This window comes from Streptomyces tricolor (genome assembly GCF_002155905.1).
GTDB lineage: Bacteria > Actinomycetota > Actinomycetes > Streptomycetales > Streptomycetaceae > Streptomyces > Streptomyces tricolor.
Map to the genome: position 1 here is coordinate 1 of NZ_MUMF01000129.1, position 11,676 is coordinate 11,676.

Annotated in this window: 12 protein-coding genes and 1 pseudogene; 4 read left to right on the forward strand and 9 right to left on the reverse strand. The window is 69.8% G+C overall.

Going from position 1 to position 11,676, the window contains the following annotated elements; genetic code table 11:
- Both CCN44_RS10660 and CCN44_RS10670 read right to left on the reverse strand, forming a co-directional pair.
- Window positions 1-273 (reverse strand): annotated as a pseudogene (locus CCN44_RS10660) (hypothetical protein); the annotation flags it as partial.
- A 451-nt stretch (window positions 274-724) separates the two neighbouring features.
- The gene (locus tag CCN44_RS10670; RefSeq protein ID WP_086697477.1) at window positions 725-1,111 is read right to left on the reverse strand and encodes a hypothetical protein; all 387 of its coding nucleotides are present in this window, start codon (window positions 1,109-1,111) and stop codon (window positions 725-727) included.
- A 497-nt stretch (window positions 1,112-1,608) separates the two neighbouring features.
- Between CCN44_RS10670 and CCN44_RS44355 the strand changes: the two genes are divergently transcribed.
- The gene (locus CCN44_RS44355; protein WP_158103086.1) at window positions 1,609-1,746 is read left to right on the forward strand and encodes a hypothetical protein; all 138 of its coding nucleotides are present in this window, start codon (window positions 1,609-1,611) and stop codon (window positions 1,744-1,746) included.
- A gap of 1,236 nt (window positions 1,747-2,982) precedes the next feature.
- On the opposite strand, the gene CCN44_RS10675 is transcribed toward CCN44_RS44355, so the two are convergent.
- On the reverse strand, window positions 2,983-3,195 hold the full coding sequence (locus CCN44_RS10675) for a hypothetical protein (protein WP_086697478.1): 213 nt from the start codon (window positions 3,193-3,195) through the stop codon (window positions 2,983-2,985).
- 782 nt (window positions 3,196-3,977) lie between these two features.
- Here CCN44_RS10675 and CCN44_RS10680 point away from each other — a divergent pair.
- The gene (locus tag CCN44_RS10680; protein WP_086697479.1) at window positions 3,978-5,660 is read left to right on the forward strand and encodes an IS1182 family transposase; all 1,683 of its coding nucleotides are present in this window, start codon (window positions 3,978-3,980) and stop codon (window positions 5,658-5,660) included.
- 255 nt (window positions 5,661-5,915) lie between these two features.
- Here the strand turns inward: CCN44_RS10680 and CCN44_RS10685 are convergent, their stop codons facing one another.
- Window positions 5,916-6,215: a MarR family transcriptional regulator gene (locus tag CCN44_RS10685; RefSeq protein ID WP_308406369.1), complete on the reverse strand. Its 300-nt coding sequence runs from the start codon at window positions 6,213-6,215 to the stop codon at window positions 5,916-5,918.
- Between the two features lie 146 nt (window positions 6,216-6,361).
- Between CCN44_RS10685 and CCN44_RS10690 the strand changes: the two genes are divergently transcribed.
- Entirely contained in the window at window positions 6,362-6,838 is a 477-nt protein-coding gene (locus CCN44_RS10690) for an ATP-binding protein (RefSeq protein WP_107502060.1), read from the forward strand.
- A 259-nt stretch (window positions 6,839-7,097) separates the two neighbouring features.
- Here the strand turns inward: CCN44_RS10690 and CCN44_RS10695 are convergent, their stop codons facing one another.
- The 4 genes from CCN44_RS10695 to CCN44_RS10710 all read right to left on the reverse strand — a co-directional run bounded on the left by CCN44_RS10695 (window position 7,098) and on the right by CCN44_RS10710 (window position 10,109).
- Window positions 7,098-7,475, reverse strand: a complete 378-nt coding sequence (locus CCN44_RS10695) for a hypothetical protein (RefSeq protein WP_143649687.1) — start codon at window positions 7,473-7,475, stop codon at window positions 7,098-7,100.
- 105 nt (window positions 7,476-7,580) lie between these two features.
- Window positions 7,581-8,486 carry a non-homologous end joining protein Ku gene (gene ku, locus CCN44_RS10700; RefSeq protein ID WP_086697482.1) on the reverse strand — a complete coding sequence of 302 codons (906 nt, stop codon included), beginning with the start codon at window positions 8,484-8,486 and terminating at the stop codon, window positions 7,581-7,583.
- Between the two features lie 199 nt (window positions 8,487-8,685).
- Complete coding sequence (locus tag CCN44_RS10705; protein WP_143649689.1) at window positions 8,686-9,102, reverse strand: hypothetical protein; 417 nt, start codon at window positions 9,100-9,102, stop codon at window positions 8,686-8,688.
- Window positions 9,103-9,239: 137 nt separating this feature from the next.
- Complete coding sequence (locus CCN44_RS10710) at window positions 9,240-10,109, reverse strand: DUF6192 family protein (protein WP_143649691.1); 870 nt, start codon at window positions 10,107-10,109, stop codon at window positions 9,240-9,242.
- Window positions 10,110-10,190: 81 nt separating this feature from the next.
- On the opposite strand from CCN44_RS10710, the gene CCN44_RS10715 reads away from it, so the two are divergent.
- The gene (locus CCN44_RS10715) at window positions 10,191-10,478 is read left to right on the forward strand and encodes a hypothetical protein (RefSeq protein ID WP_086697485.1); all 288 of its coding nucleotides are present in this window, start codon (window positions 10,191-10,193) and stop codon (window positions 10,476-10,478) included.
- Between the two features lie 270 nt (window positions 10,479-10,748).
- Here the strand turns inward: CCN44_RS10715 and CCN44_RS10720 are convergent, their stop codons facing one another.
- The gene (locus tag CCN44_RS10720; RefSeq protein WP_237481795.1) at window positions 10,749-11,462 is read right to left on the reverse strand and encodes an HNH endonuclease family protein; all 714 of its coding nucleotides are present in this window, start codon (window positions 11,460-11,462) and stop codon (window positions 10,749-10,751) included.
- Between the last annotated feature and the right edge of the window lie 214 nt (window positions 11,463-11,676).

Sequence of the window (11,676 nt, forward strand, 5' to 3'; positions counted from 1 at the left end):
GATGCCGAAGGTGTTCCGGGGCAGGGTGGCGGCGATCTGCTCCATGTGCCGCACGAGCAGGGCCGGCGCCGGGCCCCGGCCGCGCCGCTCGCCGCTCTTCTCCATCTCCTTCACCTTCGCCCTGAGCAGGGCGCGGGCCTCCTCGGCGACGTCCTCGGCCAGCTGCAGCTTGAGCCGGCGCCGGCCCTGCTCGTGCGGCACATGGAGCAGATCGCCGCCACCCTGCCCCGGAACACCTTCGGCATCCGGGACCTGGCCCTGATGACCATGCACTTCGCCATCGCCGGCCGTGAGCACGAGCTGGCCTACCTGCGGGTGCGGGACATCACCGAGGACCCCGAGGGGCGCGGGCTCATCGTGGACGTCCGGGTGTCCAAGGTGGCTCCGCGCACGGTCGAGGTGCCGTTCGGCTCCCGGGCGCACCTGTGCCCGGTGCGGGCCTGGCGCCGCTGGAGGGCCGAGCTGGGCGAGGACCCCGACCCCGACAGCTTCGCCNNACCCGGATCGGCGCCCGCGCACAGCTGGACATCCGGCCCACCGGGCACAGCCCCCGCCGCGGCCTGGTCACCGAGTCCTCCCGCGCCGGCAACCCCGACGCAGTCGCGGAGAAGCAGGGCGGCTGGGCCCCCGGCTCGAAGGTCATGCGCCGCTACCGCGAGCAGGACGACGGGTTCAAGGAGAACGCCCTGCACGGGGTGCTGTAGGACCCGGGCCGCCGGAGCCCCTACCGGCCGGTGGGCGCCGGCCGGGACGGACGGATTCCTCCGGCCGCGGCCGAGTGGTGCGACACGGGCATCTCGCCGCCGCCCCGGCCCGCCTCCCGCGAGGGGGCGGACGCGCTGCGCCGCGCGACGCGCAGGCCCGGCTGCGGCCACCAGTACGTCCGCAGCAGCATCGTGGTGGACCCGTCCAGGTCGACCAGGACCTGGTAGGCGACCCGCCCGTCGGGCCAGTCCTGCCGGGCCCGGACCTCCGCCCACCGCCAGCGGCCCCCCGCCCGCACCCACAGCGCCGGCGGATCCGCGAGCGGCCACGTCGACAGGGCGGGAGCCCGCCCGTGCTCCGGACGCCACGGCCGAGCCTCCACCGGCTCCGAAATCTCCTCGCCCATGCGTTCGATTCTAGGTTCGGAGGCCGGGAGAAGACTCCGTCCGGGGCGCAGTGTCGACGGCTTGCCGCTGTGCCGACGTCGGGGCGCCCGGCGCCGATCGCCCCCTGGCGGCGTGGGTGGAACGAGGGAAGTCGGTGACCTGCCACGATCCGGTCAGTAACTTTAAGCAGCCACCTGTTACTCTCCGTGTCCATCGATGGAATCCGAGCTGCTGCCAGTGACGCCACTCGGGCGAGTCGCTCTCCAACGTCCTTACGGCCTCTGAGCTGCGGGTTTACGGCAAAACGCGACCAGGCTTTCTCGCCGCTAATCACGTTAGAGACACCCGGCCTATCGGCGGGCTTATCCACGTGGATTAAAGCGTGTTCCCGAAAGGCGTTCCCGTGCCCGCCACTTGGGGCGCATCGCGCCCTTCGAGTGGTGTATCTTCGAGGCATTACCTCTTCGGCTGTCCGGGTGGGCGCCAGCTGGTTCCATCCGGCGAGAGGAGGTGACAGGTGGACAGCACCGGCAAGGTGCCTCCCGAGGGAGGTGGGGCGTCGGTGTGGGCGAAGCTTCTTCGCTGGGCCGCAGACGCGGCCCGGCTCGTGGGCTCCGGCATGCAGGCCGTCTACTACGGCCTGAAGATCTGGTGACCTGCGGCTAGAGAAGCGCAGATGGGCCCGACCCCGGGCAGGGGGTGGGCCCATCGAGTCCTACACCGCCCGAGAGCCCCGCGTGCGTACATCTCCGGTGCGAGCGTGGGGCTCTCTTATGTGGACTGTAGGAGACGGCATGAAGTCGTCTGTGCCCACAGAGTACCACGCCGCAGTGACAATTTCGCCTGCTCGCTCATTTCGTGAATCGCTGCTGATTTGCATCCCGTGACGCATTTTGCCGACGAGGGCAAATGTTACGGCGCTTCGCCGTCAAATCCGACAGGCCGTGGAGCCGTGAAATCTCACCGCTCGCAATTTTCGCGACTCGAAGTTTGGGCTTGAATTTAGCGCATTTAATTTTGGGTCCTGCCGGTTTGGTCCGCGCCACTGCGCATCAGTGCGCATCACCGCGGCGGATCGACGCGGATCCGCCGATCCGGTGCCGTGCAACGTCCACCGACGACGCTGTTCGACGGCTGTCGACGGGGCGTCGCGCACTGCTTCTGCGGAGGACATGGCTTCCCCACCTCGGCGGCCGGCCCGGCTCACCGATGGGACAAGGAACACCTGGCAAGTTCAGTCTGTCTCACCCAGGCCCACGCACCGACGGGCGTCAGACACCCGCAGGGCAGTACGGACACAGGTTTCCTCCGAGAGTTGTCGACGCTGTTCGACGGCTGTCGACGGGGCGTCGCGCACTGCTTCTGCGGGGGACATGGCTTCCCCACCTCGGCGGCCGGCCCGGCTCACCGATGGGACAAGGAACACCTGGCAAGTTCAGTCTGTCTCACCCAGGCCCACGCACCGACGGGCGTCAGACACCCGTCGGATGATCGGTCCGGATCGATCCGGACCGGTCATCCGGGCTGATGCGCAGTGATGCGCACCGCCCCATCAGGTGCCACGAGAACCCGCGGCAGGTTGCTTCTGAGCTGCAATCAGGCGACGAAGCCGTCCAGTTGAGTTGAGCGATTGTTGAGCTGGGAGCCCTCCATGAGTCGATCGGTTTACATGCCTGACAGCGATAAAAGCGGTTGCCCTCACCCACCCCAACCACGGCCTGACACCCCCTCCAGGGGGTGGGGTGATCAGCGTTTTTCAAGCAGGCCCAGGCACATTTCACCCAGCCGACGCCGCAGCCCGGAACGGACTTGAGCTGGGGGTCCGTTCCTCCGGAACGGCAGTACCGCCGGCACCGAACCCTGCACGTTGCCGGAGGGGGCCGCCTGAGGATCAGAACCTGGACACGACGGCCCGCAGGACGGTCGGGACGTCGGCGGGGTCGGCCAAGAGCAGGGCGAGGGAACCGAGCCCGAGGACCACCAGGTCGCGGGTGACGGTGCGGAGCGCGGACCGGACGTCACGGGTCGGCACCCGGCGGATGCCGTACACGGCCAGGCCCCCGAAGAGGAGCATGGTGAGCGTGGCGTAGTGGAGCGGGGTCATGGACGTGGGCCCGTTCTCTGGCGCCGGGCAGGTCCCCGGTCTTCACCCCTTCGCCCCTTCTCGTGGTGCCTGGCACAGTAAAGACCACCGTGATCCGCATCACATAGGACGGCATAGCGCCGCCAGTCCGGCGCCCGCCCTGCTCGGGCACCTGCACCTCGGGAGGGTTGTGCGGTGCCGCCCCGAGGGTGGGTCAGGCGGCCGGAGGGATGTGCTGGGGTGGAATGTCCTCGGCCCCGGGGGCAGCCAGCTCGTCGGCGGCTTCCTTGCTGGCCGGGAGGGCGCGGTCAGCGGGCACGACGGCATGAGCATCCTCAGGGGCAGCGACGGAAACGCCCCGGCTGATCGTCAGCCGGGGCGGGGGAGGGCGGTCAGTCCGCGTAGGTAATGCGGATGTGCGGCGCCTGGGCGGCGGCCCGCCCGACCTGCCGGCGGCGCCCGTCGGCAGACGGCAGTACGACCAGGACTGGGCATGTTGGACTCCTAAGTAGCTGACGCTGTCGGGGATCTTGGAAATCGGGGATGTCCAGCATGATCGACCTGCTGTTGGAGCGGTCCGTTGTCCCTGATCAGGGATTCGCGCGGCGGGTGGGCGAGGTCCGCGCGGCCGTAGCGGTGTGCTTGTGACCGTTAGGCGAACGCTTCGTTCGTGTCTGCTGGTGCCCATGTGACTGCGGTGCCGATGGCATTCACCCGTTCGTGGTGGCCGCGCTGGAAATCACGGGCTCGGTGATCTGCCCGGGTGGGACGGTTGTGGCCCCGCGACCCCGGAGGATCCCGAGATGTGTGTTCGTCCCCGTACCGGCTGCGTGGTCCCCGAACTGACGGTGCGGGTCGCCCGGGCGTGCAACCCCAGGGGCACCACGGCCATGGCCATCCGCGACCACCTCAACGGCCTGTGGAACGACGAGGACTTCGAGGAGTGGTACCCCAGGGACGGCAAGCCGGGCCTGTCACCCGCCCAGCTAGCCACGGTGTCCGTGTTGCAGTTCCTGCTGGAACTGTCCGACCGGCAGGCCGCCGAGTCTGTGCGGAACCGCATCGACTTCAAGTACGCCCTGGGCATGGAACTGGAGGACCCCGGCTTCCACCATAGCGTCCTTGCCGACTTCCGGGAGCGCCTGGCCGAGGAGGACCGGGCCGACAAGCTGCTGGGCCTCGCGCTGGAGAAGATCCGGGCCGTCGGCCTGGTCCGGGAACGCGGCCGGCAGCGCACCGACTCCACTCACGTCCTGGCCGCGGTGCGGGACCTGACCCGCCTGGAGCTGGTGACCGAGGCCATGCGCGCCGCCCTGGAGGAACTCGCTCGCCGGGCGCCGCACGAGCTGGTCGGCCTGATCACCGAGGACTGGGGCAAGCGCTACGGCCGCGCGGCACGGCTGGGGAAGAACCCTTCCCGGCCCAAGGCCCGGATCAAGGAGACCGGCGAGGACGTCCGCCTGCTCCTGCGCTACGTCCACCGCTACCTGCCCGCCCTGCGTGACGGTGAGCAGGTCCAAGCCCTGCGCCAGATCTTCGTGCAGAACTACTGCATCGACGCTCAGGACCGCCCGAAGTGGCGGGATGCGGAGGGTGCTGGCCTGCCGCCCTCGGCCGTCGCCATCGTCTCGCCCTACGACCTGAGTGCCCGCTACGCGCGCCGCGGGCAGACCCGCTGGAAGGGCTTCCTCGCCCACGTCACCGAGACCTGCGACCCGGACACCCCGAGCGTGATCACCGATGTGACCACCACCAAGGCCGCCGTCCACGACACCAAGGCCCTTCCCGGCATCCTCGCCAACCTCGACCAGCGAGACCTCCTGTCGAAGGAGCACTTCGTCGACGGCGGCTACCTCTCCGTCGCACTCAAGCAGCAAGTCGCCCGCGAGCACGGCGTCGGCCTGGTCGGACCGATCCGGGCCAGAAGCACCCGCCAGTCCCGCAAAGGCACTGTCTTCCACCGCGAAGCCTTCGCCATCGACTGGGACAACGAGCAGGTCACCTGTCCGCAGGGCAAGGTCAGCCGCCGGTGGTCGACACCGCCGTCCCTCGCGCCCTACGTCACCGTCGAGTTCGCTCCGGACGACTGCCGCCGGTGCCCGGTGAAGACCGCCTGCACCCGCACCGACGCCCGGAAGGTCACCTTCCTGCCGCGCGATCTCTACGACATCCAGTCCGAATCCCGCACCGAGCAGAAGACCCAGGAATGGCTGTCGCGCTACTCGCTGCGGGCCGCCATCGAGAGCACGATCAGCGAGTTCGTCAACGGCCACGGCATGCGCCAGTGCCGCTACCGCAGCGAAGAAAAGGCCCACGTCCAGCATGTCCTGACCGCCATCGCGGTCAACCTCGAACGCATCGGCGTCCACCTGCCGCCGGCGCCCGCCCGGCAGCCCCGGAACCCCACTGCGCTCCAGGGCTTCCTTGACTGGCAGCACATTCCCCGGCCCCGGTCCTGGCGCGTCGCCACCCACCCCGCAGGCTGAGATGATCGTTCTCAAGGTGGTCGCGACCAACTTGCCCCAGAGCGTGTGAGTCAGAGGGCTGCAATCATCATCATGACCAGGCGAATCACCCGCCGAAGCTCCCGCAGAAGCGGGCAGCCGGACTCCCGCGAGGCTCAACGGGACTGATCAAAACGGCGGTGACGGTCACCAGCGCCACCCAGAGCCGCCCGATCCCCTCCGGCCTGGCCCCAATCCTCCCACCACCACCGGCGACCGTTAGCGGAACCGCTGAGGTCAGCGCCCGCCGTCGTGCGAGGTGAAGAAGTCCAGCAGTTCTCGCACGGGCACGTGTGCCTCCGCTGGATGGCGGAGGGTGCCGTCCGCGCAGAGGATGTAGCGAGTGCGCCGTCCCTCGCGTTTGCGGCGTATGTAGCCGGCCTGTTCGAGGTCGGTGACGATGCTCTGCGCGGTGCGCTCGGTGATGCGGCAGACCGCGGCGATGTCGCGGAGCCGGGCGGCGGGGTCGCGCGCGATGGCGAACAGCACCCTGGCGTGGTTGGTGAGGAAGTGCCACTGCCCGGCCTGCTCGCTCACGTTCCGCTCCCTCCACTCGACTCTGCCCAGGTAGGAATACCCGCAGCACATTTCTGGAAACAATCCTCGCATGTTTGCGCGTGCTGCGGTGTTCCAGGGGTATGCGGGGTGGGCACTGCTCGGCGCTTCGGAAGTGAGGCGGGTCGATGGATACTGCTGCCCAGAATGAGGGCCAGGACCCACTGGCCGACCGTCCCATCAGGGCCGGAGCCGCGTTCGAGGGCAGCGCGGAGATCGCCGAGGCCCGCGCGATGGCCCGCGACTTCCTCACCTCCGTGCAGGCCGTGCACGGGCTGCCGGTGTCGGCGCGGGCGATGGGCATGGTGCAGCTGGTTGTGAGCGAGCTGGTCACCAACGCCCGCAAGTACGCTCCCGGCCCGTGCCTTCTGGACCTGGAGATCATCGAGGGTGCCGTCCAGATCAGCGTGTGGGACAGCAGCACCACCCTGCCGGCGGTCCAGGCAACCGACCCGGAACGGATCGGCCAGCACGGCCTTGAGATCACCATGGCGGTGTCCCAGACGTTCTGTGTCCACCGGGAACCGGTGGGCAAGCGAATCACCGCCGTCATCGAGCTGGCCGACGACCCCGGCGGGGACCCGGCCGGTCGACAGCCCTCCTGACCCGCCCCCGAGGCCGGCACCCACCGCTCTCCTCATAGCTTTTAAGGCACACGAGGTCGCTCAACCAAGATCCCCGACAGCGTCAACCTCTAAGGCGACGCGGTCCTTCCGCGGTGTGGCCGCACCTTCCGGTACGCGGGGGTTAGCCGCGCAACCCGGCCGAGCACCTCGCCGCCCCCGACTCACCTCCCGCGAGAGGGGTGGACCCGCAGCACCGCGCGCCGCTCAGGCCCGGCTGCGGCCACCACTACGTCCGCGGTCACCGATGGATCCGCGCACACGGAGCCCCATCAGCCCGGTTGAACTCGACGCACAACCAGGTCCCGTGCCGGAAACGCCGGTTGAGCTTCCAGCCCACATCCGAGAACCTGCTGATCCCGACGCTGCGGGGCGTCGCGTCCTGCCACCGGGTCAGGTCCGTGCGCGTGCCCTCATAGACGGTGTAGAGGCGGGCCCGGACGCCCCGCCCGTGCCCGTCCATCCAGGCCCCGGCCCGCTGCACCCTCAGCCCCTGCCCCTTGACGCTCAGCCCGACCTTGCCCTCGTGCACGGTCGCGTCCGCGTGCGCCGGCGCCCCGGATCCCACCACAGCGAGGACGAGCACGGATACGGCGGCGGTGATCAGTCGATGTCTCATGCCTGCTAACCCCTGCCAGGGGCGCGCAGGTCACGGGACTGCGGCCGTTCTTCCACCGACAGTGCGCCCCCCTGGTGCCCGGGCTGCCGCCTACGCCACCGCTGCCTACGCGGTACGCGGCCGGCGGCCCGGCGACTTCTTCGCCGCGGTCTTCCTGGCCGGCTGCTTCTTCGCGGCCGTCTTCCTCGTCGGCGTCGGCAGCTCATGCACCTCCGCCGGCCCGGCGTCCCCGGTCCGGGACGCCTGGGCCTTCTGCACCGACTCCTGCAGCGCCGCCATCAGGTCCAGGACCTGCGTCGGCTCCTGCGGCTCCGGGGCCTGCGGGAGCGGCTTCTCCTCCCGCTTCGCCTCGATGATCTGCGCGACCGCCTCGGTGTACCGGTCGGTGAACTCCTCGCCCTCCAGCTTGTCGATGGTCATGGTGTCCATGAGCGCGAGCGCGCCGGCGATCTCCTCCTCGGTGACCTCGGTCGGCGGCGGGAGCAGCTCGGCCGGGTCGCGGATCTCGTCCTCCCAGCGCATGGCGTGCAGGACCAGGACGTCGTCGCGGACCCGGAGGATCCCCAGGCGCTCCCGGCCGGACCAGGCGTACTTCGCCACCGCCACCTTGGCCGAGCGGCCCAGGGCCTTCACCAGCAGCTTGTACGGCTTGGCCGCCACCTGGTCGGCGGGCTGCAGGTAGTAGCCCTCGGCGATCCGGATCGGGTCGATCGACTCCAGCGGCACGAACGCGTCGATCTCGATCGCCTTCGCGGTCGGCAGCGGCAGGTTGCTCAGGTCCTCGTCCGTGATCGGGATGACCTGCGTCGCGGTCTCGTAGCCCTTGCCGATCTCGTCCTGGGGCACCTCGCGGTCCTCCAGCTCGCACACCTTGCGGTAGCGGACCCTGCCCTGGTCGGGCAGGTGGTACTGGTGGAAGCGGATGCTGTGGTCCTCGGTCGCGCTCACCACCTGGATCGGGACGCTGACCAGGCCGAAGCTGATCGCGCCGGACCAGATCGCTCGGGGCATGGCACACCTTTCACACTCACCCCGAGCACCACCAGCGTATGAACGTCTCAGGCACTCCGCACGCTCCCGCCGGCCGGTCCCCGAGCCCGGCCGCGGCCCCCTCACCGCGCTGAGCGCCGCTTCTAGGCCCGGCCGACCTCGTCGGACGTCGGCGGGTGTGGGGCTCGCGCCCGGCGCCCGCCGGAGGGAACGGAGGAAGTCACTCGGCAGGTTCCAGAAGCTCAGTGGCTTCCTCCACGACGAACTCGTAATGCCGCTTCAGCATCCGCAGCTGCTTGCTCCGGGACTTGCGGGCATGAGGAATGATCGTCCCGGTCAGCACCCGGGCGCTGCGCGTCGCCTCGCTGCGCATCCGGAGGATCTCGTAGACCTCGGCGACCTCTGGCAGATAGAAGGTACGGTACACACGATCGCTCGGGTCCCAGGTGTAGACCGCGTCGGTCCCCTTCAGGCCGGGCAGGCTCTCCCGCAGCAGAGCGATCCCACGCCTGACCTGTGATTTGGTGTAGCCGGTTTCCCCGATGAGCTCCGCGAGACTCATCCCGCGCATCCCTGCCCGTTGCAGGGCATCGAACACTGCTTGCGCGAGTACCTCAGGCCGCTGGTGCGCAGTCATGACCACCATCTCCTACCCCCTGATGCGGCGAGACGAGGCCGTATAGCGCGCCCGGCGCAGGTCTCGGGCCGCGACTGCCGTCAGGCCGCTCCTGGCGCGCGTACGGAGGGCCGTGGCAGCCGTTGTGCAACCACGTATCACCCCTCTGACAACAGCTTCTGCAAGGCGGCATCCATATCGGTGCTACCGGTCTGAAGGACGTGTTCCGTCCACTCCACGGCGGCGTTGACGCGTTCCAGGCCCTCCCGGATCGACTCCTTCGCGTCCTCGGAGAGCTCCGCCAGGTGCAGACCGGGCAGCGTCTTGCCGATTCCGTGCGCGAACGCGCTGCACAGACCAAGGACGGTGAGCACCTCACGGTTCTCGTCTAGGCGCCTCACCTCGGGGCGCTTCCTGGTCTCCTCCCGCGCGCGGCTGATCCGGGCCGTCTGGGCCCGGTTGAAGGTCTCGCGGACCTCCGGGTTGTCGGCCACCTTGCTGACGACCGAGCGGCGGCTCATCGCCCGCTGGACAACCTCCGCGGCGACCTCGTCGTCCTCCTCGATGATGCTCTGGACCTGCCGCACCTTCTCGCTGCTGGTCTCGGCGACGCGGGGCTTGCGGCCCAGTTCGCGGTTGGCGGCGTCACAGGTCCACATCCGTTCCCCCGTCCGCCGGTAAACCGGGGGATTGTTGATCAGCTCGAACCGGTCGCTGCGCGAGGAGAAGACCGCGTGCACGGTCCAGCACACCTTCTTCGCGCGCTTGGCCTTCGGCCACGCGGCCGCGACACGCCGGTACTCCTCGAACCGTTCCGCTTCCAGACCGATCTCGTCGGCGTAGTTCGCCAGGAGCTTGTAATCCTTCGCGAGCGGCCGCTTCCCGTTGGGGGGAACCGGGACCATCTCCAGTGCCAGATCGCCCAGCGCGAACTGAGCGGTGGTCTCCGAATGCACGAGGCGCCGGCCTCGCGTGACCAGCTCTTGCCAGTTCTTCGTCGGACTGCCAGTGACCAGGGTCGTAGTCATAAGAGGCCCTCCTGGAACCTGCACCCCCGGTGAATTTCATCCTATTACCCCAAACGGGGCATTTCTTCCCGTGAGTCCACCATGGGGGATCGCCCGCTCGAAGCGCTGATGCGCAGGCCGCCGGACCCGGCGCGGGAGCGGTCGGTCATCCGGAGGTCGCCGGTGACGGCGAGGGGGGTCTGTGCCGAGTACGGTCAGCCGGCGCATCGAAGCGCCGGACTCGCCGGCAGTCAGCTCGGCCAGGTGGTCGGCGTCGGTGGTCCAGCCGGAGAGGCGGTCCTCGCCCTGGGCGTCGTCGGCGAGGAGGAGCTGCGGGGCATCCAGCCGGAGCCGGTGGGTGCCTCCCCCGTTCCTGGTCAGGGTGGCTGAGGGAAGGCCCGTGGGGACGGTGATCCTGTCGTGGGCCCGTGCACGCGACCGCGGTCGTCCGCGTTCCCGGGCCAGCGGGGAAGCGCCGGGCCCTCGTGCCGGATTCCGAACCCCTGAATGGCTACTGCCCCACGGTGGAGCCCGCCTATCCTCCGGACGCGCCACGGCCGGGCCTCCACCGGTTCCGGAGCCGGGGCGGGTAGGAACGCCCGGCCGAGCAGCGGTGCCGGCCGGGCCGCAGCGTTCGGGCAGCAGGGCGGAGTGCGCGGGTTACGCTGCGGGTGCCCAGCTGAGGGCGGCGTTGGGGCAGTCGGCGGCGTAGTGCAGGAGGGCGTCGCGTTCGGCGGGGTCGACGGACAGGTTCCAGCGGAGCTTGGTCACTACCCACTCGCCGAGGTACTGGCAGCGGGCGGTCGGGATCGGCATCCAGTCCGCCGGGTCCTTGTCCGCTTTCTGTCGGTTGGAGCGGGCGCTGACGGCGACAAGGGTGGTCTCGCTGTCCAGGTCGTTGGCGTAGCGCTTGCGGCGCTCGGCGGGCCAGCTGTGCCCGCCGGAGTCGTGGACTTCGGCGAGCGGCACCAGGTGGTCGATGTCGATCCGGCCGGGGCCGGAGCCGTGGATCTCCTCGGCGTCGTAGTACGAGTACCAGACGCCGCCGGTCAGCTTGCAGCGCGGGCCGACGACGGGGTCCTCGATCGCCTCGTTGATCAGGACGTCCTTGTCGGCGGGGCAGCCGTTGCGGTCGAGGTCCTTCCAGTGCGGGTAGAGGTCCCGGTCGTAGCCGGTACGGATCTCGGGCTCGACGGGGAGGGCGGCGATGCCTTCCAGCAGACGGGTCTGGTCGGCGTGAGCGGGAGCGGTGGTGGGCGCGAGGGCGGCCAGGGCCATGACGACCGCGGCCGAGGCGCGCCGGATATGGGTGATCACGACCTTGGTGATAGCGGCGCGCCGCCCGCGCGGGGCCGTGCGCGCCAGCTGTATCACCTGGGCGGGCGTAGCGGTTCACCGCAGAAACGATCATGTGGGTGGCGTCAGGCCGCGCAGGCGGTTCCCGGCCGGGGCGGGGAGGGGCGGCCGGCGCTCCCGTCACCGGCGGGGAGTCGCCCCGTCCCCGCGCGGCCGGTTCCTCCTGCTGCGCGGGGACGGGCCGGCGGGAAAGGCAAGGAGGGACGACCGGCGAGAACGCCCTGCACGGGGT

Coding starts and splice junctions, on each gene's coding strand:
- CCN44_RS10680 (WP_086697479.1), top strand. CDS start 3,978: ATGTGTGTTCGTCCCCGTACCGGCTGCGTGGTCCCCGAACTGACGGTG.
- CCN44_RS10690 (WP_107502060.1), top strand. CDS start 6,362: ATGGATACTGCTGCCCAGAATGAGGGCCAGGACCCACTGGCCGACCGT.
- CCN44_RS10710 (WP_143649691.1), bottom strand. CDS start 10,109: ATGACTACGACCCTGGTCACTGGCAGTCCGACGAAGAACTGGCAAGAG.
- CCN44_RS10695 (WP_143649687.1), bottom strand. CDS start 7,475: ATGAGACATCGACTGATCACCGCCGCCGTATCCGTGCTCGTCCTCGCT.
- CCN44_RS10705 (WP_143649689.1), bottom strand. CDS start 9,102: ATGACTGCGCACCAGCGGCCTGAGGTACTCGCGCAAGCAGTGTTCGAT.
- CCN44_RS10715 (WP_086697485.1), top strand. CDS start 10,191: ATGGGGGATCGCCCGCTCGAAGCGCTGATGCGCAGGCCGCCGGACCCG.
- CCN44_RS10670 (WP_086697477.1), bottom strand. CDS start 1,111: ATGGGCGAGGAGATTTCGGAGCCGGTGGAGGCTCGGCCGTGGCGTCCG.
- CCN44_RS10675 (WP_086697478.1), bottom strand. CDS start 3,195: ATGACCCCGCTCCACTACGCCACGCTCACCATGCTCCTCTTCGGGGGC.
- ku (WP_086697482.1), bottom strand. CDS start 8,486: ATGCCCCGAGCGATCTGGTCCGGCGCGATCAGCTTCGGCCTGGTCAGC.